Genomic DNA, 23,205 nt, shown 5'->3' on the forward strand with positions numbered 1-23,205 from the left:
CGAATCTCGCCAGGCGCTAGGAGCCGGGCGCCCGCTTAGGAGCCAGGCGCCTGGGCGGCCCGAGGTCGCTCGGTGGCAGTTCGTCGTGTCGGGTCCGCGGAGCGATGCTAGGTTGCGGTGATGGATGCAGCGGTACGCGTGCTTGCATTCGCTGGCGCGAGGGATGTGCTGGGTGCCGGAGAAGTGGCGCTGCCGCTGGCTGGCCCCTGCACCGCAGCGGAGCTCCTGGAGCACGTCTGTGCTCGTTATCCGGGGCTCGGCCCCTACAAGGGCTCCATCCGGGTGGCGGTGAACGGCGTCTATGCGACGCCGAGCGATCCTGTAGGTTTCGGTGACGAGGTCGCGCTGATCCCGCCGGTCGCGGGTGGCTAGCGAGAGGACCCGAGAGGGACGCGCCATGCCTTTTTCTACCGGCGGCCTCGATCCTGCGCGCACTACGGGCGACGCGTCGGCTCAGCGGCGGCGATCGCTGCCGCTCGTCGGCGGCGGAGACGCTGGCCGACGCGCCGCCGTGATCCCGTACCGCGACGGCGCCCGCGGGGCAGCTGGCGAGCACGCGGGGCCCGCGCCGCGGAGCGCGCGCATCTCGGTCACGGATCGGTGCGACTTCGCGTGCACCTACTGCCGCCCGTCGCGGCACGACGGCTATGCCGACGGCAAGCTCATGACGTCCGCCTGGCGCACCATGTTCGAGGCGCTGCGCGACGCCGGCGTCCGGCGGGTGCGCCTGACCGGCGGCGAGCCGCTGCTCCACCCCGAGATCGTGTCGATCGTCGGGTGCCTCGCCGCGCTCGGCTTCGAGGATCTGGCCCTCACGACGAACGCGTCGCAGCTCGCGCGGCTCGCCGGGGCGCTGCGCGCCGCCGGGCTGCACCGGCTGAACGTCTCGATCGACACCCTCGATCCTGGGCGCTTCGGCGAGATGACCCGGGGCGGCGAGCTCGCCCGGGTGCTCGACGGCATCGACGCCGCGATCGCCGCGGGCTTCTCGCCGATCAAGCTGAACACGGTGGTCCTCCGCGGCGTGAACGACGACGAGATCGAGCGGCTCGCGCTGTGGGCCTGGGAGCGCCGGATGGTGCCGCGCTTCCTCGAGGTGATGCCGATCGCCGAGGGCGCTCGGCTCGTCGGCAAGCACCTCGTCACCGCGGCCGAGATGAGGGCGCGCCTCGCCGACCACCTCCTCCCGGAGGAGGCGGCCGCCGAGCCCGGCCTCGGCCCGGCCAGGTACGTCCGCGCTCGCCGCGACCCGTCGCTCCGCGTGGGCTTCATCACGGGCACGAGCGACACGTTCTGCGAGAGCTGTGATCGGCTGCGCGTCTCCTCGACGGGCGTGCTCCGGCCGTGCCTCGCCACCGACGATGGCGTCGACGCCTCGCGCGAGGCGAAGATCGGCGATCGGGCGGCGATCCGCCTGCGCCTGGACGAGGCGTGGCGCCTCAAGCCGGACGGCAAGGTCTGGAAGGGCTGCACCGAAGAGACGGCCTCCGCGGTGTCGATCCGCGCGATCGGCGGCTGACGGAGCGGGCGGATCCGCGCGGGGCCGGATCACGTTCGGCTTCCGGTCCTCACGGCTGCCGTGTCAGATTCCGGGGCGATGCCGCGAACCCCTGATCGACCCGGCGAGGGCGAAGCGCTCTCGACTCACCTCTCTCCGAGCGGCGAGGCCCGCATGGTGCCTGTCGAAGGCAAGCCCGTCACGCACCGCCGCGCGGTCGCGTCCGGCGCCGTCATGATGCGCCCCGAGACGATCGCCCGGGTCGCGCGCGACGGCGCCCCGAAGGGCGACGTGCTGGCCGCGGCGCGGATCGCCGGGATCATGGCGGCGAAGCGCACGCCGGAGCTCATCCCGCTCTGCCACGGCATCGCGCTCACGCACGTCTCGGTCTCGCTCGACGTGGACGAGCCCTCCGCGACGATCCGGGTGACCGCCGCCGCGGAGGCGGTGGATCGCACGGGCGTCGAGATGGAGGCCATGGTCGCGGTGAGCGCCGCGTGCTTGACGATCTACGACATGCTCAAGGGGATCGATCGCGAGATGGTGATCTCGGACATCAAGCTCCTCGAGAAGAGCGGGGGCCGCTCCGGCCATTTCCAGCGGAGCGCGCCGTGAGCCGGATCCGCGCCGAGCCGCTCGGCCTCGACGAGCTCATCGCCGCGGTGTCTCACCCTGGCGCGGGCGGCATCGCCACGTTCCTGGGCGTGGTGCGCGACGTCAACGAGGGCCGCTCGGTCACGCTGCTGGAGTACGAGGCCTACGGGACGATGGCCGAGGCCGAGCTCCAGCGGATCCTGTCGGAGATCGCCGCAGAGCTCCCTGGCGTGCGCGTCGCCGCGACGCACCGGGTGGGCGCGCTCCACGTCGGCGATGTCGCCGTCGCCTGCGCCGCGAGCGCGCCGCACCGGGGAGAGGCGTTCCGCGGGTGCCGCCTGCTCATCGACCGCATCAAGGAGCGCCTGCCGATCTGGAAGCGTGAGCACGGGCCGGACGGCCCCTACTGGGTCGGATGGGAGGACGCCCGCTGCGCCGGCGAGCACGGGCACGAGGCGCCCCACGGGCACACGCACGGCGACGAGGAGCCCGACGGCCACGGCGGGACGGCGCCTCCGGCCAGCGCTGGCGCCTAGCGCAAGCGCCGGCCGGGCGGCGCTGGCGCCTAGCGCACGCGAAGCCCGGCCGGCGAAGGCGAGGAGAGCGGGTCGTTCTCCTTCAGGCGGTTGTGGTGCCGGATGTCCGTCCCCTTGACGAGGAAGACGACCGATTCGGCGATGTTCATCGCGTGATCGGCGATGCGCTCCAGGTACTTGGCGATCGACTGGATGCGTGTGGCCCTGTACACCGTGCTCGGGTCGCGGCTCATGACGAGGAGCACCTCCTGGAAGATGCGGGCGTAGTGCTCGTCGATCACGTCATCGCGCGTGAGCAGCTGGTTCGCTCGCTCGCAGTCGCGGGCGACCAGCGCGTCCAGCGCCTCGTGCACCACCTCGATCGCCTCACCCGCGAGGCCTTGCAGATCCGCCACCGGCGCGAGCGACGGCTCCTCGTTGAGCTCCTGCACGCGCTCGCAGACGTTCACCATGAGGTCGCCGACCCGCTCCAGATCGGTGACGATCTTGAGCGCCGTGGTGACGAAGCGCAGGTCGGACGCGACGGGCTGGCGCGTCGCGAGGATCCTCATACAGAGCTCGTCGACCTCGCACTCGAGGCGGTTGATCCGGCGATCGAGCCGGATCGTCGCCTTGGCGAGGCCCGTGTCGCGCGTCGCGAGCGCGGTCGAGCCTTTCTGGATCATCTCCTCGACGAGGCTGCCCATGAGCAGCAGCTTCTCGCGAAGCGTGCGTAGCTCGTGCTCGTAGACCTTGCTCGTGTGCGACGTCGGCATGACCCTATCCCCCGCTTCCATCAGCCGAACTTCCCGGTGACGTAGTCTTCCGTCTTGCTCTCCTTGGGGTTGGTGAAGATGGTCTGGGTCCTGTCGAACTCCACCAAATCCCCCATGTAGAAGAAGGCGGTATAGTCAGAGCACCGCGCGGCCTGCTGCATGTTGTGTGTTACGAGCACGCAAGTATATCGCTCTTTCAGCTCGTCGATGAGCTCCTCGACGCGCGCGGTCGCGATGGGATCGAGCGCCGAGCACGGCTCGTCGAGCAGGATCACCTCGGGCTCGACCGCGAGGACGCGGGCGATGCAGAGCCGCTGCTGCTGGCCGCCCGAGAGGGATAGCCCGGACTGATCGAGCTTGTCCTTCACCTCGTCCCAGAGCGCCACCTGGCGCAGGCACTTCTCGACGAGGCCCGTGGGATCCTTGACGGAGACGCCGTTCAGCTTGTGCCCGGCGAGGACGTTCTCGCGGATGGACATGGTTGGAAACGGGTTGGGTTTCTGGAACACCATGCCGACGCGGCGCCGCAGCCGCACCGGGTCGACGGCTTTGTCATAGATGTTCACGCCGTCGATCATGACGGAGCCCTTCGCCGAGGCCCCGGGCACCTGCTCGTGCATCCGGTTGAGACAGCGCAGGAACGTCGACTTCCCGCACCCGGACGGGCCGATGACCGCGGTGACCTGGCCGTCGGGGATGTCCAGCGTGATGTCGTGGATTGCGTGGAACTTATGAAAATAGGCGTTGAGCCGGGTGACGCTGATCTTGGGTGGCGGCGCCTCGTCCTCTGGCCCCCTGGAGCGGCTGTCGATGCCATCGGGGTCGAGCCCGCTGCGGCGCTCCCCGGAACGTATTTTGTCGTGCAGTGAGCCAAACGAGCTCATCGAGTGCCTTTAGCGCGCCTTGACGCTCCGCGACGTGGCGATGCGCGCGAGCAGGTTGAGGAGGAAGACGATGACGATCAGCACGAGGGCGCCGGTCCACGCCTCCTGCTGCCACTTCGGGTAGGGCGAGGTAGCGTTCCGCCAGATCTGCACCGGCAGCGAGGCGATGGGGCGGTCGATGGCGAAGCTCCAGTACGATGAGCCGAGCGCGGTGAGGAGCACCGGCGCGGTCTCCCCGGCGATGCGGGCCACGGCGAGCATCACGCCGGTACCGATCCCGGGCGAGGCCGTCCGGAGCACGACGAGGAGGCTCGTGCGCCACTCCGGCACGCCGAGGGCGAGCGACGCCTCGCGGAGGTGGGCGGGCACCAGCTTGAGCAGCTCCTCCGTCGTGCGGGTCACCGTCGGGAGCATCACGATGGCGAGCGCGATGCCGCCGGCGAGCGCCGAGAAGCGCTTCATCGTGACCACCACGAGGGCGTAGACGAACACCCCGATGGTGATCGAGGGGACGCCGCCGAGCACGTCGGCGATGAACCGGATGGCGGCCGCGAGCTTGCCGCGCCCGATCTCGGCCAGGTAGATGCCGGCGAGGATGCCCGTCGGCAACCCGATGCCGCAGCCGATGGCGACGAGGATGAGCGTGCCGACGACCGCGTTGCCCATGCCGCTCCGCTCGTCGCCGACGGGCTTCGGCAGCTGGGTGAAGAAGTCGAGGGACAGCCCGCCGAGGCCCTTGCTGACGACGTAGATGAAGATCAGGAACAGCGGGACCAGCACGACGACGGCGCTCGAGACGCAGAGCCCTTCGAAGAAGTAGCTGCGTACGCGGCGCAGCGTCTCGCCGGGCGCGGGCTCGAGCAGCGTGCGCCGCGGGGAGCTCGTGGGGCTCGCCACGGGGACAGGGGTGTCGCTGTTCATGCGTGCTTCTCCAGCTGGCTCTTGGTCGAGCTCACGAGCCACCGGGCGAAGAGGTTGAGGAGGAGGGCAACCCCGAAGAGGAGCAGCGCGATCTTGGACAGCGCCGACACGTACATGTCGCTGGTCGCCTCGACGAACTCGTTGGCGATCACGCTCGCCATCGAATAGCCGGGGTGGAAGATCGACGCGCTCACCTTCGGGACATTGCCGATCATCATCGTGACGGCCATCGTCTCGCCGAGCGCCCGGTTCAGCCCGAGGATGATGGCCCCGATGATGCCCGAGCGCGCCGACGGGAGGACGGCGTAGCGGATCGTGTCCCACGCGGACGCGCCGAGGCCGACCGCCGCCTCGCGGTGCAGCTGGGGCACCGCCTGCATCACCTCGCGCGACACCGACGTGATCGTGGGGACGATCATGATGGCGAGGATGACGCCCGCGGCGAACATGCCGAAGCCGAGCGGCGGGCCCTCGAAGAGCGGGATGTAGCCGAAGTACTTGATGATGACCGGCTCGACGGTGTCCCGGAGCCAGGGGCGGAGCACGGCGATGCCCCAGAAGCCGTAGACGACGCTCGGGATCGCCGCGAGGAGCTCGACCATGAACCCGAGCGGCTTGCGGATCCGGTGGGGGGCCAGATCCGACAGGAAGATCGCGAGACCCAGCGAGACGGGGACGGCGATCACGATGGCGATCAGCGAGGTGACGACCGTGCCGTACACGAACGGGAGCGCGCCGAACTCCTCGCGCGCCGGGTCCCACACGCGCCCGGTGAGGAACCCCAGCCCGAACTTGTCGATGGCGAGCCGCGACGATCGGATGAGCTCCAGCACCATCAGCGCTGGCACCGCGAGCACCGTGAGGCCGAACATCGTCAGGATGGCGCGGAACGCTCGATCTGCTCCGCGCGTGCCGTGGGGCGCATCGCTCTGTGGCCCGGACGAGGCGGCTTGTTGCATCGGGACTTCTACGGTGCTCATGGACGTATCCTGCGCTCCTGCGCGCACGCCAGCCGCGCGCGGCGGGGCGCCGTTCGCGCGGCTGACGCGCATTCCTGGGGTCATGGGGCGAGCAGGGGCTTGCCGTCAGGGCCGACCAACGCGGCGAGCTTCTTGTTGACCTTCTCGACGACGGCCGCGGGCAGCGGGGCGTAATGGAGGTCGTTCGTGAACTTCTGGCCGTCTTGCATCGCCCACTTGATGAAGTTGGAGAGCACCTTGCCCTTCGCGAGGTCCTTCTGCTCCTGGTACACGAGGAGGTACGTGAAGCCGGCGATGGGGTATGCGTCCTCGCCCTCGGCGTCCACGAGCGAGATCCGGAGGTCGTCCGGCATCTTGGCGGCGGCGCCGGCGCCGGCGGCGGTCGTGCTCTCCAGCGACGGGGCGACGAACTTCCCGCTCTTGTTCTTGAGCGAGGCGAACGTGAGCTTGTTCTGCATCGCGTACGCGAGCTCGATGTAGCCGATCGAGGCGGGCGTGCTCGTGATGAGGGCGGAGACGCCGTCGTTGCCCTTGGCGCCGAGGCCGCCAGGCCAGTTGACGCTCGTCCCGGTCCCAGGTCCGCTCTTCCACTCCGGGCTGACCGCGCTCAGGTAGTCGACGAAGATCTTGGTCGTTCCGCTGCCGTCCGAGCGGTGGACCGTCGCGATCTCCTTGTCGGGGAGCTTCACGTCCGGGTTCTCCTTCTGGAGGGCCGGGTCGTTCCACTTCTTGATCTTGCCCAGGAAGATGTGCGCGGCCGCCTCCGGGGTGAGCTTCAGGCCAGACGGGACACCCTCGACGTTGTAGGTCAGCACGACCGCGCCCAGGCAGGTCGGCAGGTGAAGCAGGCCGGCGGCCTTCCCGAGCTGCTCCTCGTTCATCGGCGCATCGGAGGCGCCGAAGTCGACGGTCCGCTCGGTGATCTGCCGGATCCCACCCCCGGAGCCGATGGACTGGTAGTTGATCTTGACCTTGGAGTTGGCCTTCTGGAACTCAGCGATCCACTTTGTGTAAAGCGGGTACGGGAACGTCGCGCCCGCGCCCGTCAAGGTGATGTCCCCGTCAGCGGTCGGCTGCGGCGCGGTGTCCTTCTTCGCGCCGGGGAGAGAGCCGGTTTCTTGAGGGGCATCAGAGCGACCGCACGCCGCGGTCAGGAGGAACATCGCCAGGGTGAGCAGAATTCGAGCCATGCAGAGCAAGGCGTAATCGAGGTTTGTGACAGCTCCGTGACGGCAAGGTGGAACAGCGAGTACCGCGCTTTCCTGGCTTTGCGTGGTTCGCGCGGTTCACCCGGTGCGCGCCAGGCGGACGGTGAGCTGGGTGCCGCGGCCGACGGCGCTCTCGACCTCGATCGAGCCGCTCATCAGCTCGACCAGGTGCTTCACGATGGCGAGGCCGAGACCGGTGCCGCAGCGCTTCGCGTGCCGATCGATGACGTCGACGGCGGCGCGCGGGCTGTGCTCCGCGAGCAGCGCCGCTTCCATGTCGCGCGCGGCGAGGCGCTCGATCGGGACGCCAGCGACGAGGAGGGCGAGCGCCGTCCCCGCCGCGAGCATCGCGCCGACGGCCAGCCCCCTCGGCAAGCGCACGGGCCCTCTAGGCGATCTCGGGCTCGGCGCGGAACCGGTAGCCGACGCCGCGCACGGTCTCGATGTAATCGCCCGCCGCCCCGAGCTTCTCGCGGACGCGCTTCACGTGGGTGTCGACGTTGCGCGCGGTGACGTCGACGTGCGAGCCCCACACCTCGTCGAGCAGGAGATCGCGCGACAGCACGCGCCCGCGGCGATCGTAGAGCATCATGAGCAGGCGGAACTCGAGCGCGGTCAGCGCGATCTCGGCCTCCTGCACCCAGGCCCGGTGCGCGGCGCGGTCGACCCGCAAGACGCCGAAGTCGAACTTCTCCGGCGCCGACGCCGGGCTCTCCGAGCGCTTGAGGATCGCCCGCGCGCGCAGGATGAGCTCGCGCACGCTGAACGGCTTGACGACGTAGTCGTCGGCCCCGAGCTCGAAGCCGACGATCCGGTCGATCTCCTCGCCCTTGGCCGTGACCATGATGACGGGCACCGCCGAGGTCTGCGGGTTCTGCTTGAGGCGGCGGCAGATCTCCGTGCCCGACATGTCCGGGAGCATCAGGTCGAGCAGGACGAGATCGAACCGCTCCTCCTTGACCGCGCGGAGCGCTGTCTCCCCGCTCCCGGCGGACACCACATCGAACCCGGCCTGACGGAAATTGTAAGTGAGAACGCGCTGGAGGTCGCGCTCGTCCTCCACGATGAGCACATGGCTCGGCATGGCGGACGTATGTAGCAGCGCATTGTGACAGCTTGATGGCGATCGCGCGCGTCGCCCTCGCGAGACGGAATTGCGACAAGGACGAGGTGGAGCGCGAGCGCGAGGAGAGCGCGGAGAGGCGAGACAGACGTCGGGCGGATCGGACGCGGCCGAGCCGCAACCTGGGGCGCGGCCGGGAGAGCAGCCTGGAGCGGCGCGGCGGGATGGACAGCGATGACGGAAGCGCGGCCGGGCGGCGGATCGTGCAGCGAGGCGGGCGACGGACTCCCAGGACGGAATGCGTGGCGCTTGCAATGCTCGGCGTTTTCGCCTAACTGGGCCGCCCATGGCCCTCGAGCGAACTCTCTCAATCATCAAGCCTGATGCGATGGAAAAGAACACGGCCGGCGCGATCGTCGCCCGCCTCGAGCAGGAGGGCTTCACGGTCAAAGCGATGAAGCGCATCCACCTTACCCGCGCGGAGGCCGAGGGCTTCTACGCGGAGCACCGGGGGCGCGGCTTCTTCGACGAGCTCGTGACGTTCATGTCGCGCAGCCCCATCCTGGTGATGGCGCTCGAGCGCGAGGACGCGGTGGCGAAGTACCGCGAGGTCATCGGCGCGACGGACCCGGCCAAGGCGGCGGCGGGGACGATCCGCAAGCTCTACGGGGCGAACGTGGGCGAGAACGCGGTCCACGGGTCCGACAAGCCGGCGACCGCCGCGCGGGAGATCGCCTACTTCTTCGCGGGTTACGAGGTCGCCCCGAGCGCGACGGCCTGATGCTCGGCGAGCGGCTCGCCGCTGCGCTCGGCGCGGCGCGGGACGGCGCGGCAGGCATCGAGAGCTTCGCGCACCTGCTCGGCTCGCGCCGCGTCGGGCCGCGTGGGGTCGCGCTCGCGCTGCCGGAGGTGTGCGAGGGGTGCGCGGCGCTCGTCGTTGCCCTCGACAGCCTGTCCGCGGCGGTCCGCGACGGCTTCGTCGACACAGACTCCGCCGCGGCGGCTGACGCCGCGGCGGCTGACGCCGCGGCGGCTGACGCCGCGGCGGCTGACGCCGCGGCGGCTGACGCCGCGGCGGCCGACGCCGCGGCGGCCGACGCTGCCTGCGCGGTGCTCGGCCACGCGGGGGTCGAGGTCGCGCGCCTCACGGACGAGCTGTCCCGCGCCGCGGCGGGCGCCTCGCCGGCGCGCGGCTCTGGCCGCGGCCGCGCGGATCGCGGCGGCTCCGAGCGCGGCATCGACGCGCGGCAGCGCCTCGGGCTCGAGGCGTCGGTGCGCAGGACGGCCCGGGAGCTGAGCGGCGCGCTTCGCCTGTCCGAGCTCGTGATCGCGACCCTCGAGCTGCGCCCGACGCCGCTCGATCTCATCGACGTGCTCCGCAACTGGAGCGCCGCCCCGGCCGAGGGGCGGCCTGTGGTCGGCATCTCGATCGCCTCCTCCGATGGCCGCGCCAACGAGGTGGAGGGTGACGTGCGCGCCGTGAGCGGGCTCATGGAGCTCGCGGTCGGCATGGTCAGCGCCGCGGGCGTGGCGAGCCCGCACCTCACCGTGTCCCGCCTCTCGGACGGGCGCTCGATGGTGCGCATCGCCGAGCGCGGCCCGCGCGAGGGGGCGCCGGCGGTCGCCCTCGACGTGGTGCTGCGCGACGGCGGCGAGCGGGCGGCCGCCGTGGCCCGCGTCGTCGCGCGCCGCGCGCGCATCGAGCTCGTCGAGGGGACGGGCGGGCGCGTCGTCACCATGACGTTCTGACCCCGGTGCCGGTGCTGGCTCGGCCGTGCTAAAGGCGGCGCCATGGCCACCGAAGAATCCATGAAGTCCCTCGTTGAGGCGGCGTTCCGCGATCGCGAGCTCCTCCGCTCGCCCGCGCACGAGGCCGCGATCCTCCGCACGATCGAGTGCCTCGATCAAGGCCTGCTCCGCGTCGCCGAGCCCGACAAGACCGCGCAGGCGGGCGGCGAAGGCGCGGCGTCCACCGACGAGGGCGCCCCGCACAGGTGGGTGACGCACGCGTGGATCAAGGAGGCGATCCTGCTCTACTTCTCGCTCCGCGGCATGAGCGTGATGGATGTCGGCCCCTTCGAGTTCCACGACAAGATCCCGCTCAAGCGCGGCCTCGACAAGGCGGGCGTGCGCGTCGTCCCGCCGGGGACGGTGCGCTACGGCGCGTTCCTCGAGCAGGGCGCGATCGTGATGCCCGGCTATGTGAACATCGGCGCGTGGGTCGGCTCGGGGTCGATGGTCGACACCTGGGCGACGGTCGGCAGCTGCGCGCAGATCGGGCGAGGGGTGCACCTCGCCGGGGGCGTCGGCATCGGCGGGGTGCTCGAGCCGCCGGGGGCGCGGCCGGTGATCATCGAGGACGGCGTCTTCGTGGGCTCCCGCGTGATCGTGGTGGAGGGCGTCGTGGTCGAGGAGGAGGCGGTGCTCGGCGCCGGCGTGGTGCTCACCGCGTCGACGGCGATCCTCGACGTCACGGGGCCGGAGGTCGTCGAGCACCGCGGCCGGGTGCCCGCGCGCAGCGTGGTGATCCCGGGAACGCGGCCGAAGCGCTTCCCCGCAGGGGAGTTCTCGATCCCCTGCGCGCTGATCATCGGCAAGCGGAGCGAGGCGACGGACCGCAAGGTGTCGCTGAACGCGGCGCTGCGAGATTTCGCGGTGCCGGTGTGAGCGCGCGCGCCGACGCGGACGCGGCGGCCGCGGCCGATCTCGCGGACACGCTGCTCTGGCTCTGCTCCGTCCCGTCGCCCACGGGCGAAGAGCAGGAGCTGTGCTGCGCGGTGGCGGAGCGGCTCGGTCGGGCTCGGCTCGCCGCGCCGGTGCGCCGCCACGGCGACTCGCTCGTCGTGCAGGTGACGCAGGGCACGGGCGGCCCGAAGATCGCGCTGGCCGGGCACCTCGACGTGGTGCGCACCTCGCACGACGGGCCGCCGCGGATCGAGGGGGATCGCCTCTACGGCCCCGGCGCGAGCGACATGAAGTCGGGGCTCGCGCTGATGCTCGACCTCGTCGAGGGCGAGCGGGAGGCGATCGCGGGCGTGGATCTGACGCTCGTGTTCTACGCGCGGGAGGAGGGCCCGTACCTGGAGAACGAGCTCGCGCTGGTCATCGAGCGCGAGCCGGGCCTCCGCGCGCTCGATCTCGCGGTGTGCCTCGAGCCGAGCGACAACCGGCTGAGCCTCGGCGCGAGCGGGTCGCTCCACGCGGGGCTGACGTTCCGCGGGCGGACGGCGCACAGCGCGCGGCCGTGGCAAGGGGAGAACGCCATCTACAAGGCGGGCCCGCTCCTGTGCGAGCTCGCCGCGCTCGCGCCGCGCGAGGTCGAGATCGACGGGTTCGTCTACCGCGCCGTGACGACGGCGACGATGGCGCAGGGCGGGCGCGGGCGGAACGTCGTTCCGGACGAGTTCACGATGAACCTGAACCACCGCTTCCCGCCTGGCACGTCGATCCAGGAGGCGCAGCGGACCATCGAGGCGCTCGTGGACGGCCGCGCCGAGATCGCCTGGCGCGACCTCAGCCCGTCGGCGCCGCCGCACGCGTCGCACCCGCTCGTCGTCGCGCTGCGCGAGGCGGGCGTCGCCGCGGTCGAGCCGAAGCAGGCGTGGACCGACGTGGCCCGCTTCGCGGAGCTCGGGGTGCCCGCGGTCAACTTCGGCCCCGGCGAGAACGCCCAGGCGCACCAGCGCAACGAGTGGTCGTCGCTTCGAAAGCTGTCCGAGGGTCGCGCGATCCTCCGCCGCTGGCTCTCGGCGCTCGGACCGGCCTGACGCCGCGCGCGCCCGCTGCGCGCGCTCCGTGTCACGGGGAGCCCGCCTGATCGCGCGCAGCGTTCGGGGCGCGCCCCGGTGACCCTCGTGCCCTTCAGGTGGCTGTGCGCACCGAGAGCCCGGCGGCGGGGATGGTGAAGAAGAACGTGCTGCCCTGGCCGGGCGAGCTCTCGACCCAGATCGTACCGCCGTGGGCCTCCACGATGCCCTTGGTGACGAACGCCGCGAGCCCCATCCCTTGTCCCATGGGCCTTCGAGGGGGCGCGTGGCGAGCGAAGAGCAGCGGTTGTTGCTCCGGGGAGATGCCAGGTCCGGTATCGGAGATCGAGAATCGCGCGTCGGTGCCCGACGGCTCGGCGCGCACCGTGATGCGTCCGCCCTTCGGCGTGAAGCGCATGGCGTTGCCGAGCAGGGTGGCGATGACCTGGACGATGCGCTCCCGATCGCACGCGATGGGCGGCAGCTCGTGCGGCAGCTCCTTCGCGATCTCGAGCGGCTTCAGCGCGACCGTGGGCGCCACGAGCTCGATCGCCTTGTCGAGGATCGGCTCGACCTCGTGCGCGCCTTTGCCCACCTTCAGCGAGCCGTTCTCGATGCTCATGGCGTCGACCAGGTCCTGCGCGAGCTGGTTGATCTCGTCCGCTGCGCGGGTGATCGCCTCGATCTGCCGCCTGCCCGGGCCCTCCTGAGGGACGGATCGCATCAGCATGCGGGCGCTCACGACGATCACGCTCAGCGAGTTCCTGAGGTCGTGAGAGATGGTGGATACGGTCTCGCGCAGGATGCGCTCCGCCGCCTCCGCGCGGCGCTCGAGGGGCTGGCCCTGCTCCTCGACGAGCCGCTCGCGCTTGGCCGCGTCGCCCCGTGGGGCGAGCCGCTCCGCGTCCGCCTTCGATCGCCTGGGCGCCCTGGCGCGCAGGGTCGCCGGTCCCGCGGATCGAGGCCCGCTCGCCGCAGCGGACGTCGAGCCCCGCTTCGGAGCGCGCAGGGGCGCCGCCGTGGTGCGCCCGCGGAGCGTGCGGCCGTGCGCTGCGTCCGCGCCGTCCGTCGCGTTTTTTCCGGCTTTTTTTCTGGTCACCCCCGCCATTCTTGTCCCCTCGTGCCTCTCAAGCTCTCAGTTAGCCAGAAAGACCGCACCGAGAATAGTCAGGTGGTGCCGCAGTCCAGTCCTGGCAGCGCGGGAGCGCAGGTGCGCGATTCGCGGTCTCGCGGGGGGCACGCGCCTCGCGGATCTCGCGAGCTCATGCGCGCTGTGCAGGTTTCGCCGGTTCCGTGGAGAGGGCGGTCGCGGCGCGTCAGGGCGCGCTTTCCGGCTGCGATGACGCGCTGCCGCGCGACAGGAGGCGGCGAATCTCGAGCACGAGCGTGTCCGGCATACACGGCTTCGTCAGGAAGGCGTCGCACCCCGCGTCCTTCGCCTCGCGCGAGTGCCCCGCGAGCGTGTGACCCGTGAGGGCGACGATGGGGATCCTCATGGTGCGAGGATCGTTCTTGAGGTGGCGCGTCGCCTCCCAGCCGTCGATCTCGGGGAGCGAGAGGTCCATCAGGATGAGGTCCGGGATCAGCTCGAAGGCGCGATCGAGCGCCTCGCGCCCCGTCGCCGCCTCGGCCACGCGGAACCCGGAGAAGGACAAGTACTCCGCGAACATCTCCCGGTTGTCCTGGAAGTCGTCCACGACCAGGACGAGCGGCGAGACCGCGTTGTCATCAGACTTCACTTCCATCCCAGTGAACCTTTCCATTCCTCGGCGCGCCGCGCCGCCCGATCGATCGTGAGGGGCTCCGGCATCGCTCGGCCGACCTCTCACGCAGGGTCATGTAGGGGGGCGATCCGCTCGGGTCACGTCATGTTTGTATACCTGATTGAGGGCACAATGCCGGGCATTTCCCCTCCCGCGCAGGGGTTATCCTGCATTTGCCCTGAAGGGGTTTCAGGCCGCTCCTGATGGGGCCTAGGTAGGTCCGTAGGGTCGGCGGACGCCGACGATCTCGTGGAGCAAGCGAGCGGCGCTGTCCCAGTCGACCGGCTTCACGAGCACGCCGTCGAACGCCGAGGCGTTGAGGGCGGCGCGGGCCTCGAGATCGCGCCGGCCAGTGCACGCGAAGATGGCGACGTGCTGGGTCGCCGGATCGGCGCGCAGCGCCTCGGCGACGACGAAGCCGTCGATGCCGGGCATCCTCAGGTCACACAGGATCACATCCGGCACGTCCTGCGTCGCGAGGAACACGCCGCGCAACCCGCCGGCTGCCCGCTCCACCAGGAAGCCGTGCGCAGCGAGCGCCGCCTCCGCCATGACGAGGAAATCGGGATCATCATCGACGATGAGGACCCGGCGCCGCCGCTCGAGCACCAGGGTATCCTCGTCTCCCTGCTCGTCGTGATGCTCGGTGAACTCTCTGCGCTCTGCCTCGGACATGCTCCCCCGCTCGCGGCTCGGCTGACAGCGCTCCCCAGGTGCTCGGGCTTCAATGCGCGATGCGCGGAAGCATGACCATGGACTCATGGAACATGGAACATGGAACATGGAAGGAGAGCAGCGAAGAGCAACGACCTCCCGCCGGCGTTTCTGGAAAGGCCCCCCCGCGCTGGTGGAGGCGGAACCCGAACCCCAGGTACACCTTGTGCCCAGGTCGCTTATCCGCAACCATCAACTGTCCAGCGCAGATGGGGGTCTCTGCGCGGCTCACCCCCAGCCTCCGGCGACCGCCGTTTCGGGGCAGCCCCGACGACAGTTGGCTTGCTCGTCTGATGCTCGCGGTCCGCGCTGCTGCATATTCGGAGCAGGCGTTTATGTGGATGGATGACGAGTTCTTCGCGCGTGTGGGCCACGATCTTCGGGGCGAGCTGGCGACCATGCTGGCGGGGGTCCACTATCTCCTGCGTTACCAGAAGGATCTCGGGGCGGCGCCGCGGGACATGCTGGAGCGCGTGCGCGGCGCGGGCGAGCGGCTGAAGCGGCTGCTCGACGAGTTCGACAACTCCATCTGGCTCCGCGCGGACGCGAGCCGTCCCATGGCGATCGCCTCGTGCGATGCTGGCGAGCTCGCCCGCCGCGCGGCGGGGCATCTCGAGGCGGCGGCCACGGCGCGTGGCGTGCGCATCTCCTTCGATCCCGAGCCCGACGAGGGCGCGCCCGTGGAGGGGGATCCGGAGCTGCTCCGCGTGGCGATCGAGTACGTGCTCGGCTTCGCCATCCTGCGCTCGCGCGATCGCCCCGTGCAGATGCGTGTCTCGATCTCCGGCGGTGAGGCGGTGGTGACCGTCATCGACGAGGCCGGCCCCGTCGCGCCCGAGCCGCTCGCCCGGCTGCTCGATCCGTTCGGCGAGCGGGCGGCGATCCCCGCCGACCCTGTCGCGCCGCGCCGTCGAGAGCGGCTGGGCCTCGGGCTCGCGATCGCGCGTGGCATCCTCGGTGCGCACGGGGGCGGGCTGATCGTCGAGCCGTCGTCCGAGCGCGCGGACGGCGGCTCGACGGAGCCGGCCTCGGGGCTCTCCGCGACGGGGCTGCGATTCACGTGCTCTCTCGGCGACGTTCGGCGGGGCTCTCCCCCCGGTTCGCCCGAAACGACGGGTCGCGGCCGTGCGGCGAGCGCCAGCGGCGATGGGCGATGACGGATGAGATCCTACCTGGGCTCGCAACGCGCGGATCGTGTCCGATGAAGACTTCGTCTAGGATGGACGGGGTCGCACGTCGCGAGCGTGCTCCAACTTCCACTGCCCACCGATGAATGCGCCTCGATGCCGACGCTGAGCTCTCTCCTCGTGCAGCATGGGGTTACCTCGATGCGGGTGGTCGAGGAGGCGATCGCCCGCCAAGTGCTCCACGGCGGCGATCTCGCCACGAATGTGCTGGAGCTGGGTGCGGTGCGTGAGCGAGAGCTCACGGCGCTGCTCGCGGAGAGCCTCGGGCTCCCGCCGGCCGTGGGCCGGCTGCGGCCCGCGTCGCCCGAGGTGCTCCGGACGATCCCCGTCGATCTTGCGGTCCAGCACCGCGTGTTCCCCCTCGACGTACGCGCGGGCCTCGACGTGGCAGCGACGGGAGCCCCGCAGCGCGAGGCGACGCTCGTCATCGCCACGGCAGAGCCCCTCGCGTTGCCCGTGGCGGAGGAGCTGACTTTCGCGCTGGGGGTCAGCCTGCGGCAGCTCGCCGCGCCGCTGGTGCGCATCCGCCAGGCGCTCGCCGAGTACTACGGCGTGGTCCTGGAGCGGCGGTTGTCGCGGCTGGTGAAGCAACTCGACGCGCGCGCCGAGCCGAGCCCGAGCGAGTCGAACCCGGCGAACGAGCCTGGCCCTCCGGTCGCGGCTGCGGTCCCGCCGGCGCCGGCGCCCGCCTCACCTGCGGGCGCCGACGCGGCTCCACACGCGGCGGTCGACGCCAGCGCGTCCGCGCAGATCGACACGAGTTCGCCTGACGAGGTCGTCGCGGATCCATCGGCCGAGCTCGCTGCCGCCTCGCCCCCTGGCGCGGATGCGGATTCACCGGCAGGCGTCCGCCCCACGTCACCTCCAGGAGTCGAGGCGGCTTCGCCGGCCAGCGTCGATGAGCTTGAGGATGCCGCTGAGACCCAGCAAAAGCGACCCAGCATCGAGGATGCGCCGACGGTCGAATCGCTGACCTCGATCTACGACGAGGACACGGTCGTCGCGGACGTCGCGCTCAACGAGGCGGTGCCCACGCCGAGGAAGCCGCCGCTCCACGAGATGGATGACGAGCCGACGGTCGTCGCTGCGTATCCGCTCGATCTCTCCTTGCTCCGCTATCCCGAGGCGCACATGCCTCGGGTCGAGGCGGTCGCTTCACCGCGCGCCACGCCAGCTGCTGGCGAGGCGGCTGCGCATACCGGCCAGGCGGCCGCGTTGCGGGAAGAGCCGGCGATCGAGCCGGCAGTGCCGACGCCGCGCTCCGAGCAGCTCGCGCCGCACCTTTCGCCGCTGGGGCCATCGGAGGCCGTGCGCACGTCGCCGCCCGTGGAAGCCCCGGGGCCGCCCGTCGAAATCCCGGAGCCGGCCCCGAAAGCAGCGGCCTCGCCGGCGTCGGCGCTGTCGGGCGTGCGTTCGCCAGCGCCAGGCACTCAGCTCCTGACGGGCTGGCTGAAGCGGGCCTCTGCTGCACACCGGCCTCAGCAAGAGCCGCTGCCGCGAGCCGCTGCGGCGCTCCAGCAGCAGCCCCACGGATCCGCATCCACGGCGTCGGCAACGGCGGCATCGGTACTCGCTGTATCGACACCTGAGGCGCCGGTACCCGTGCCGTCAGCGCCTGCGGCGCCGGCACCTGCGGCGCCGGCACCCGCGGTGTCGGCACCTGCGGCAGCTCCGGCGGAGCGACGCGAGCTCTCCTCGAGCGCACCGGCGGCGAAGGCCTCCATGCGCGAGGCGGGACGGTCTGCGCCCGCTGCGCAGAGGCGGAAGGGCCCCTTCACGCTGGCCATGGCCGAGCAGGCGCTCGCCGCCGTCGGATCGAGCGAAGAGGTGCTCGGGGTCCTCTTCGACTTCGCTCAACAGTACTTCGAGTACACGGTCCTGTTCACGGTGCACGGAGAGCGCGCTGAAGGCCGCAACGCTTCAGGTCCAGGCGCCGAGCGCGAGCGCGTCACGAAGATCACCGTGCCCTTCGAACGTCCGAGCGCCCTCGCCAGGGCGCGCGCGCTCCGCGCGCCGGTCGTCACCGCCGTCGCGGGCAGCGCGCCTGACGCCGAGCTCCAGCGCGAGCTCGGCAGGAAGGTCCACGCGGCCGCCGTGGCGGTCGTCCCGATCGTCGTGCGCGGCCGCGTCGTCGCGCTCGTCTACGGCGACGACGGCGCCACCTCGGTCGAGCTCTCGAGCATCGGAGACCTCATCGCGCTCGCCGGCATCGCGGCGACCGTGCTGGAGCGGCTCATCCTGCGGAAGAAGCAGAACCGCAGCGGCGGAGCCCAGCAAAGCGACGGCCCGGCGCCCCACGAGGCCGCCGCGCCGAAGCATCCCGCGCCCGCGCCGCAGCCTCCTGCGCCCGCACCTCTGGAGGACGCCGCCGCGCCTCCGGAGGGCGACGCTGCGCCGATGGACGAGCAGGCAACGGAGGGACCGCTCTCCCTGCGCACCCGCGCCGCGCTCATGGAGCTGAGCAGCATGGTCCGCGCGGACGCGCACGGCTCGCACGTCGCCGCCGCGGGCGCGCAGCTGCCTGCGGCGGACGCAGACCGCGACGCGGGGGAGCCCCCGCCCGCCGACCCCTCCGACGTCGCGCCGCAAGCCGTGCGGCCGCAGGGCGGCTGGACCACGGAGGACGGCGCTTCCGGGATCGACGCCGTCGCGCGGGCCTTCGGCCTTCGCGGCACCGGCGTGGAGACCGAGCCCGTGCGGCCGGACGACGGTGTCGGGCACGCGATGGCCTTCAGCTCGACGATCCCGCCGGCCCCGACGCCGCACGCGCAGCGCATGGGCTCCGAGCCGCAGTTCCGGTCGGGCCTCGATGTGGACGCGGCCGTCGTGTCCGGCACGGCCGTCACGGCGCCGATGATGCCGGCGGTCACGGCGCCGATGATGCCGGCGGTCACGCCGCTTCCCGCGCCGCGCGCCGCGGCGTCGTCGTCGCCGGCGATCATCGACGAGATCCCCGACCTCGAGATCCCCGCGGCGCCGGTCCCTTCGGCGTCGGAGGACCTCGATCTCGGCGAGCCGGAAGAGGCGCGGACGAAGCGGTACTCACGGCCTCCGTGGATGCTCGACAGCTCGATCACGCCGGGCGCAGAAGAGCACCGGGAGCTCGGCCCGTCGCCGGCCGCGGGGCGGCCCTCGTGGCGCCGCCGTACGCCTGTCGCCGTCGATACCGCCACGGCGTACGCGAGGCCCCCGTCCGAGCGGCGCGCCGCGGTCTCGCCGTCGCCGGCCGGCGACTTGCGCGCGGAATACACCTCGCTCCTTCAACACGTGCTCGCGGGCGGCGAGGCCGGCGCGAGGGCGTTCGCCGAGCTCGTGCGCAACGGCGACACGGCGATCTCGGTCGTCGCCGCGCGGTTTCCCGGTCCGCTCCGGATCGATCGTCAGCGCTTCCGTGAGCAGCTCGCCGGCCCGGAGGGCGCCGCGATCGTCGCCACCGCGCCCCCCGCCTCCCAGTGCGGGCCGCTGCTCGAGCTCATCGTCGCGATCCGGCGCCCGGCGCTGCCCTTCATGACCGTGCGGAGCTCCTCGCCCGACCCCGAGGTGCGCCTCTGGGCCACGCACGTGCTCGGCGAGCTGCGGTACCCGGAGGCCGCCAACGCGCTGCTCCCACGGCTCTTCGACGACAGCATCGCCGTGCGGCGGATCGCGATCCAGTCGGCCGCCTCGCTGATCGCGGCGCCGCCTGCGGGCGGCCCGATCCTGCAGGGGCTCGACCACATCGCGCGCGACCGCGAGGAGGCGTCCGCGCGGCGGCTCGCGGCCATCGAGACGATGACCGAGATCCGCTCGGGGGCCAGCGTGCCGGCGCTCATCAGCGCGCTCACCGATCCTCACGAGGCGATCGTCGAGGCGGCGGCGCGGGCGCTGGTCGTCGTCACGCGGGACGATCTCGGCCGGGACGCGCGCAGGTGGCTGTCGTGGTGGTCGAGGAACGGCGAGCGCCATCGCATCGAGTGGATCATCGACGCGCTCACGCACGAGAAGCCTGCCATCCGCCGCGCGGCGATCGACGAGCTGAAGGGCGTCACCAAGGAGTACTTCGGCTACTACGAGGACCTGCCGCGGCAGGAGCGGGAGGCCGCCCAGGAGCGCTACCGCGCGTGGTGGATCTCCGAGGGACGCTCGCGGTTCCGCACCACCGGCTGACGCCGCAACCATGGAGCGGGCGGCGGCGGCTGGCGGGCGGCCCGCGGCGCCGCCTCCCGCGGGAGCGGCGCGCCGGCGCCCCACGGGCGACGCGCGCAGAAGGAGGCTGAGCCCGCGCGCGCGGGGAGGCGGGCGGCTCAGCCGCTCAGCGGGAGCCGCCCGTCGGGTGGGCTTCAGGGAGGGTCAGGGGAAGGGGAGAGAGCGAACCGCGCAGCGGCGGTTCACTTCGGCGCGGCGGGGGCCGCGGCCGGCTGCGTGGCGGGCGCCAGCCTCTTGACGGGCAGCCCGGCGGGCGCGGTCTCGCCGGCCTCCTTCATGGCCTTGTCGATGAGCTTCTTGAACTTCGAGAACGGCTGCGCGCCGCTGATGAAGTAGCCGTTCACGACGAACGCCGGCGTCCCGCTGATGCCCGCCTTGTCCGCCACGGAGTTCTCGGAGTCCACGAACGCCTTGTGGGTGTTCGCGTCGAGCGCCTTCTTGAACTTCGTCATGTCGAGGCCCTGCTCCTCGGCGTACTTCTCGAGCGAGGCGCGCGAGAAGGCGTCCGGCTGCCCCTGATTCTTGAAGAGCACCTCGTGGTACGCCCAGAACCCGGCGTTGCCCTTCTGCGTGTAGGCCTCCTGCGCGGCCTCGGACGCGAGCGGCGCGTTCTTGTGCATCGGCAGCGGCCGGTGGCGCCACACGATCTTCAGCTTGTCGCCGTAGGTCTTCGAGATCTGGGAGACCGTGTCCTCGACGCGCTTGCAGAACGGGCACTCGAAGTCCGAGAAGACCTGCATCACGACCTTGGCCCTCTCGCCGCCCTTCCACGGGCTGTTCGGCGCCGGCGCGGAGACCTCCTTGCGCTCGGGCGGGGGCGGCTCCTTGCCGTTCTTGATGATCTCGGCGTAGAGGTCCTTGGCGGCGACGCCCTTGGCGAGCAGCGCCTCCGACTTCTTGATCTCCTCGTCGATGATCGTCTTGAACTTGTCGATCGGCTGCGCGCCGACGAGCCGGCGGCCGTTGATGAAGAAGTGCGGGGTCCCGGACGCCTGCAGGTCGTCCGCGAGCTCCTGATCGGCGGCGATGGACGCGCCGAACTTCTTGGTGGCGATCGCGGCCTTCACCTTCTCGACGTCGAGCCCGAGCTCCTTGGCGTAGCCGAGCAGGTCGTCGTCGCTGAGCTTCTGCTGGTTCTTCCAGAGCAGGTAGTACGCGTCCCAGAAGCCCTTCTCGCCCTTCTGCGCGCGGGCCTCCATGGCGAGCTCAGCCGCGGGCTCGGCGCGCTGGTGGAACGGGAGCGGGTTGTTCTTCCAGACGAGCCGGACCTTGTCCCCGTAGGTCTTGATGATCTCGTCGAGGGTCGGGACGACCTTGCTGCAGAACGGGCACTGGAAGTCGGACCACTCGACGATGGTGACCAGCGCGGTGGCCGGGCCCTTCGCCGGCGCGTCGCCGACGGGCACCTTCCAGACGGTCTTGTCGTCCTCCTGCGGGCGCTCGCGGTCCTTCTGGGGCGGCGCCTTCGCCTTGTTCTCCCCGGCGAGCTTCGCGTACACCTTCTCGGGCTTGGTCCCGGCGGCGACCGCCGCCTGCGCGGCCTTGAGCTGCTCGTCGATGACGGACGTGAACTTGTCGATCGGCTGAGCGCCGCTCAGGAACACGCCGTTGATGATCGAGGCGGGCGTGCCGGTGACGCCCGAACTCTTGCCGACCGCCATGTCGGCGTCGATCTTGGCCATGTACTCCTGCCGATCGAACGCCGCCTTGAACTTCGCCCTGTCGACGCCGGCGTCGCCGGCCCACTTCTCGAAGTTCTCGGACGTGAGGCTCCTCTGATTCTGGAAGGCGAGCTCGTGGAACTTCCAGAACGCCTTCGAGCCGCCGAGGCGGAACACGGTCTCGGCCGCGAGCGCCGCCGGGCGCGCGTTCTTGTGGAAGGGGAGCGGGTTGTTCTTCCAGAGGATGCGCAGCTTCTCAGGACCGTACTTGTCCTTGAGCTGGTTGATCGTCGTCTCGACCTTGCTGCAGAACGGACACTCGAAGTCGCTGAAGACGACCATCGTCACCGGCGCCGCCCGCGTGCCCCACATGGGGTCCTTCGACGACACCGGGACCGCCGCGTCCTCGTCGGTCCACGGCTGACCGTCCTCGAAGGCCGCCGAGATCTCATGCCCGCGCGAGCCGGCGCTCCGATCGATGCTCCACATCAGCCCCATCCCTGCGATGAAGCAGAGAAGAAAGCCGACGATGGCTGTTCCCTTGTTCATGATATTTCCTCTCTCAACGTGGTGGGGCTCCGCCAGGCGGGCCCCTCCTTCAACGCGGGCGCGGCACCGGGTGCAGCGCCCGCGACAAGATCGCCAATCGTGACCTCCCGGGGCGGCGAGCCACCCCGGGCCGAGGGAGCCGCCGCCGCGTGCGCGCGGCGCAGCCCCCGGCGGAGCGCCAGGGCCACTCTCGACCCTCACGCCGGCGCCTGCGACCGGCCTCGAGCGCGGCTGGCACGTCGCCCTCGGGAGGGCGAGCCTGCGCGACGTGGGACCGGACCAGCGCCTAGGAGGCTCGGGTCAGACCGGCAAGCGCTCCGGAGCTCGCGGCAGCGCCGCCCTCGCGCCAAGAGCTGGGGTCTGCGAGAGACCACGCGGCGCGATCGCGTGCGGGCTGCCGGCGAGCTCGCCTCATCGAGGCGGGTGGTAAACGCCCTGCGCGATGCCTGGACGCGGTCCTCCGGAGACCGCCGCGAACGAGAAGCGCGAGAGCGGCGCGCACGGGGCAGGGAGGACGAGGTCAGGAAGGAGCAACGCCTGCTGCGGGGCGCTGGAGAGCTCGCTCACAGGGCCGGGGTGCCGCGAGTTCGGCCCGACCATCGGCCCGCCATCGCTCCTGGCGCAGCCTGGCGCCGCGTCGATCCGCGCGTCGGTGATCGGGAGGGTGCGGGGCGGAGCGACCGAGGAAGCTCCGCGGGGATCGCAGATCGGCGCGTCCCTCGTCTCGCCCGTCGCATCGTCGACGCTGGTCAGGACGGTGCACGACGGCTCGTCCGGCGGGGCGACGATCGTCATCCGGTCGTCCTCGCACACCGGGACGATCGCAGCGCGCGCTGTCAGCGGCAGGACCAGCGCCAACGCGAACGTCAGCACGGTCATCAGGCGCTGGACAGCGTGTCGCGACATCCCTCGCAAGGATTAGCCGAGGCATGCAGGGAGAGCAATGGCCGGGATCCCCGCA

The 23,205-nt window shown here is 71.3% G+C and carries 21 protein-coding genes and 1 pseudogene; 10 read left to right on the forward strand and 12 right to left on the reverse strand.

The window, feature by feature from the left end; translation table 11 throughout:
- The first annotated feature begins 120 nt into the window (after positions 1–120).
- The 4 genes from WMF27_RS14945 to WMF27_RS14960 all read left to right on the forward strand — a co-directional run bounded on the left by WMF27_RS14945 (position 121) and on the right by WMF27_RS14960 (position 2,628).
- Positions 121–372: a MoaD/ThiS family protein gene (locus WMF27_RS14945; RefSeq protein ID WP_044964953.1), complete on the forward strand. Its 252-nt coding sequence runs from the start codon at positions 121–123 to the stop codon at positions 370–372.
- 25 nt (positions 373–397) lie between these two features.
- On the forward strand, positions 398–1,519 hold the full coding sequence (gene moaA / locus WMF27_RS14950; RefSeq protein WP_437768206.1) for a GTP 3',8-cyclase MoaA: 1,122 nt from the start codon (positions 398–400) through the stop codon (positions 1,517–1,519).
- 78 nt (positions 1,520–1,597) lie between these two features.
- Positions 1,598–2,113 (forward strand): cyclic pyranopterin monophosphate synthase MoaC, encoded by a 516-nt coding sequence (gene moaC, locus WMF27_RS14955; protein ID WP_437768205.1) that lies wholly within the window; start codon positions 1,598–1,600, stop codon positions 2,111–2,113.
- Positions 2,110–2,628, forward strand: a complete 519-nt coding sequence (locus tag WMF27_RS14960; RefSeq protein WP_437768204.1) for a molybdenum cofactor biosynthesis protein MoaE — start codon at positions 2,110–2,112, stop codon at positions 2,626–2,628. The genes moaC and WMF27_RS14960 overlap by 4 nt, the downstream gene beginning before the upstream one ends.
- Before the next feature lie 29 nt (positions 2,629–2,657).
- Here WMF27_RS14960 and phoU read toward each other — a convergent pair whose 3' ends face one another.
- The 7 genes and pseudogenes from phoU to WMF27_RS14995 form a co-directional block, all read right to left on the reverse strand.
- Positions 2,658–3,383: a phosphate signaling complex protein PhoU gene (gene phoU / locus WMF27_RS14965; RefSeq protein WP_437768203.1), complete on the reverse strand. Its 726-nt coding sequence runs from the start codon at positions 3,381–3,383 to the stop codon at positions 2,658–2,660.
- 20 nt (positions 3,384–3,403) lie between these two features.
- Positions 3,404–4,267: a phosphate ABC transporter ATP-binding protein PstB gene (pstB, locus tag WMF27_RS14970; protein ID WP_437768202.1), complete on the reverse strand. Its 864-nt coding sequence runs from the start codon at positions 4,265–4,267 to the stop codon at positions 3,404–3,406.
- A 9-nt stretch (positions 4,268–4,276) separates the two neighbouring features.
- Positions 4,277–5,188 (reverse strand): phosphate ABC transporter permease PstA, encoded by a 912-nt coding sequence (gene pstA, locus WMF27_RS14975; RefSeq protein WP_437768201.1) that lies wholly within the window; start codon positions 5,186–5,188, stop codon positions 4,277–4,279.
- The gene (pstC, locus tag WMF27_RS14980) at positions 5,185–6,168 is read right to left on the reverse strand and encodes a phosphate ABC transporter permease subunit PstC (RefSeq protein ID WP_437768200.1); all 984 of its coding nucleotides are present in this window, start codon (positions 6,166–6,168) and stop codon (positions 5,185–5,187) included. The genes pstA and pstC overlap by 4 nt, the downstream gene beginning before the upstream one ends.
- Before the next feature lie 80 nt (positions 6,169–6,248).
- Positions 6,249–7,358, reverse strand: coding sequence for a phosphate ABC transporter substrate-binding protein PstS (gene pstS / locus WMF27_RS14985; protein ID WP_437768199.1), 1,110 nt, complete (start codon positions 7,356–7,358; stop codon positions 6,249–6,251).
- Positions 7,359–7,454: 96 nt separating this feature from the next.
- A pseudogene (locus tag WMF27_RS14990) lies at positions 7,455–7,580 on the reverse strand (ATP-binding protein); the annotation flags it as partial.
- 184 nt (positions 7,581–7,764) lie between these two features.
- Entirely contained in the window at positions 7,765–8,460 is a 696-nt protein-coding gene (locus tag WMF27_RS14995) for a response regulator (RefSeq protein ID WP_437768198.1), read from the reverse strand.
- A gap of 325 nt (positions 8,461–8,785) precedes the next feature.
- On the opposite strand from WMF27_RS14995, the gene ndk reads away from it, so the two are divergent.
- Genes ndk through dapE form a run of 4 tightly spaced genes read left to right on the forward strand, consistent with a single transcriptional unit; the run spans position 8,786 to position 12,206 of the window.
- Entirely contained in the window at positions 8,786–9,220 is a 435-nt protein-coding gene (gene ndk / locus WMF27_RS15000) for a nucleoside-diphosphate kinase (protein WP_012235580.1), read from the forward strand.
- Positions 9,220–10,188 carry a hypothetical protein gene (locus tag WMF27_RS15005; protein WP_437768197.1) on the forward strand — a complete coding sequence of 323 codons (969 nt, stop codon included), beginning with the start codon at positions 9,220–9,222 and terminating at the stop codon, positions 10,186–10,188. The genes ndk and WMF27_RS15005 overlap by 1 nt, the downstream gene beginning before the upstream one ends.
- Positions 10,189–10,230: 42 nt before the next feature.
- Positions 10,231–11,106 (forward strand): 2,3,4,5-tetrahydropyridine-2,6-dicarboxylate N-succinyltransferase, encoded by an 876-nt coding sequence (locus tag WMF27_RS15010; RefSeq protein WP_437768196.1) that lies wholly within the window; start codon positions 10,231–10,233, stop codon positions 11,104–11,106.
- Positions 11,103–12,206, forward strand: a complete 1,104-nt coding sequence (dapE, locus tag WMF27_RS15015; RefSeq protein ID WP_437768195.1) for a succinyl-diaminopimelate desuccinylase — start codon at positions 11,103–11,105, stop codon at positions 12,204–12,206. The genes WMF27_RS15010 and dapE overlap by 4 nt, the downstream gene beginning before the upstream one ends.
- A gap of 94 nt (positions 12,207–12,300) precedes the next feature.
- Here dapE and WMF27_RS15020 read toward each other — a convergent pair whose 3' ends face one another.
- From WMF27_RS15020 to WMF27_RS15030, 3 genes are all read right to left on the reverse strand, one after another.
- Complete coding sequence (locus WMF27_RS15020) at positions 12,301–13,293, reverse strand: sensor histidine kinase (protein ID WP_437768194.1); 993 nt, start codon at positions 13,291–13,293, stop codon at positions 12,301–12,303.
- 208 nt (positions 13,294–13,501) lie between these two features.
- A complete protein-coding gene (locus WMF27_RS15025) occupies positions 13,502–13,930 on the reverse strand; it encodes a response regulator (RefSeq protein WP_437768193.1) in 429 nt (142 codons plus the stop codon).
- Between the two features lie 228 nt (positions 13,931–14,158).
- Complete coding sequence (locus WMF27_RS15030) at positions 14,159–14,623, reverse strand: response regulator (protein ID WP_437768192.1); 465 nt, start codon at positions 14,621–14,623, stop codon at positions 14,159–14,161.
- 374 nt (positions 14,624–14,997) lie between these two features.
- Here WMF27_RS15030 and WMF27_RS15035 point away from each other — a divergent pair, with 374 nt between their 5' ends.
- Complete coding sequence (locus WMF27_RS15035; protein WP_437768191.1) at positions 14,998–15,819, forward strand: sensor histidine kinase; 822 nt, start codon at positions 14,998–15,000, stop codon at positions 15,817–15,819.
- Between the two features lie 126 nt (positions 15,820–15,945).
- Positions 15,946–19,995, forward strand: a complete 4,050-nt coding sequence (locus tag WMF27_RS15040) for a HEAT repeat domain-containing protein (protein WP_437768190.1) — start codon at positions 15,946–15,948, stop codon at positions 19,993–19,995.
- 221 nt (positions 19,996–20,216) lie between these two features.
- Here WMF27_RS15040 and WMF27_RS15045 read toward each other — a convergent pair whose 3' ends face one another.
- Together WMF27_RS15045 and WMF27_RS15050 are read right to left on the reverse strand one after the other, a co-directional pair.
- A complete protein-coding gene (locus tag WMF27_RS15045) occupies positions 20,217–22,244 on the reverse strand; it encodes a DsbA family protein (RefSeq protein ID WP_437768189.1) in 2,028 nt (675 codons plus the stop codon).
- Between the two features lie 411 nt (positions 22,245–22,655).
- Complete coding sequence (locus WMF27_RS15050; RefSeq protein WP_437768188.1) at positions 22,656–23,150, reverse strand: hypothetical protein; 495 nt, start codon at positions 23,148–23,150, stop codon at positions 22,656–22,658.
- Positions 23,151–23,205: the final 55 nt, after the last annotated feature.

Source organism: Sorangium sp. So ce281, assembly GCF_051527395.1.
Lineage (GTDB): Bacteria > Myxococcota_A > Polyangia > Polyangiales > Polyangiaceae > Sorangium > Sorangium cellulosum_B.